This is a genomic window from Blautia sp. HCP3S3_D9 (assembly GCF_052063845.1).
GTDB lineage: Bacteria > Bacillota > Clostridia > Lachnospirales > Lachnospiraceae > Blautia_A.
In genome coordinates this window covers 1-1,657 of sequence record NZ_JBQHWS010000260.1, presented here as the reverse complement: position 1 = coordinate 1,657, position 1,657 = coordinate 1, and the positions used below count along the sequence as shown (strand labels likewise).

The window sequence follows — 1,657 nt, the reverse complement described above, 5'->3', positions numbered from 1 at the left end:
AAAGTATCGTTATCTTTTTCAATGCGCAAAGGAAAGCAATGATTTTGATTCATTTATGAAATTCGCAGTGTAGTTTTGTGCAATTTTTCAAATTTGCTCATTTATAGTTAACAGCTTGCAAAAGTCATATAAAATGAGATTTGAAAGGTGAATGTAACTTCATGTTTGCTAAAAATTCAAAGGCATATTCTGTCTACCTGCTGTTCCGATTTGTCTGTTCCCTGGCGGTTTCTATGTCCACAGTGCTTTCCATCGTGTACCACCTGGAGGTGGTGCAGCTGGATGCTTTCCAGCTTGTCCTGGTAGGGACGGTTCAGGAGACCTCCTGCTTTCTGTTCGAGATGCCCACCGGTGTGGTGGCGGATTTGTATAGCCGTCGGCGCTCGGTGCTGATTGGAATGTTCCTCTACGGCCTGGGCTTTCTGATGGAGGGTGCGCTACCGTGGTTCGCGCCGGTTCTGCTGGCCCAGGTTGTCTGGGGTTGCGGTGATACCTTCATCACCGGCGCTCTGGAGGCGTGGATTGCCTCGGAGGAAGAGGACAAACCCATAGACAAGGTGTTCCTGCGGGGCAGTCAAATGGGGCAAATCGGCGGCGTTCTGGGCGTGGTGCTGGGCACACTGCTGGGAAACATAAACCTGCAAATGCCTCTCATCTTGGGGGGCAGTTTGTGCTTGCTGCTGGGGCTGGTGATGGTTCGCATCATGCCAGAAACCAACTTCTCCCCTGCTATTGAGGAACGGCAGGGCTTGCTTAAAGACTTTGTCTGCCTGTTCAAGCTCAACCTGGGCTTTGTGAAAGGCGCACCTGTGTTGCTGGCGCTCTTAGCAATCACACTATGCGGGGGACTTGCCAGTGAAGGCTTTGACCGGCTCTCCACCGCTCATTTTCTGGATGACACGGTAATACCCGTTATCGGGCCGCTGAACAGCGTCACTTGGTTCGGTGTTATCAGTCTTATCGGCAGCGGCTTAGGTATTCTGGCTTCTCAGTTGCTCATCGCCCGCATGGAGAAAAAAGGGACTGTCAGCCGAACCAGTGTGGTCATGTCCACCAGCGCCGGGTATATCCTGTTCCTGGTTCTCTTCGCGGTGGGGCGGAGCTTTTGGTTCATGTTGTTGGTGTTCCTGCTGGCGGGGCTTATGCGCACCATCAAGGAGCCTGTGCTGGCCGCCTGGATGAACGACCATGTGGATGAGAAAATGCGCGCCACAGTCTTTTCCACCAGCGGACAGCTGGACTCTTTCGGGCAGATCATCGGCGGGCCTATTGTGGGGCTGGTAGCCCAGCAGGTGTCCATACCCTGGGGGCTGGTCTGTACCGCTTTCCTGCTGTTGCCCGCGCTGTTCTTAGTGCCGGTGGCGGGAAAGAAGCGGGATTGATATGGCATAGTTAAGTTTACTGACGAGCGGGAGATTACTTCCGCTCGTCTTCATTTAGTAGCGCAAAATTTGAGGACTCTTTATTTCCTTATTCGGTATAGCGGAGGCGGCTGTCAATTCGACATAATTTTCTTGTGATACTTTACCGTACATGAGCATTTGCGCCCGATAGCGATAGGTAATCCTTTGAAGTTATCTCCGGATTTTCCCCCGCTCCACACCGTGCATGCGACTTTCACCGCACACGGCGCTCCATCGAATTCAGCCGTCCAGGG

General features: G+C 52.5%; 1 protein-coding gene. It reads left to right on the top strand.

Annotated elements, in window-relative coordinates; genetic code table 11:
- Nucleotides 1-161: 161 nt before the first annotated feature.
- On the top strand, nt 162-1,382 hold the full coding sequence (gene tet(40) / locus ACTNES_RS20725) for a tetracycline efflux MFS transporter Tet(40) (protein ID WP_044999308.1): 1,221 nt from the start codon (nt 162-164) through the stop codon (nt 1,380-1,382).
- Nucleotides 1,383-1,657 lie beyond the last annotated feature (275 nt).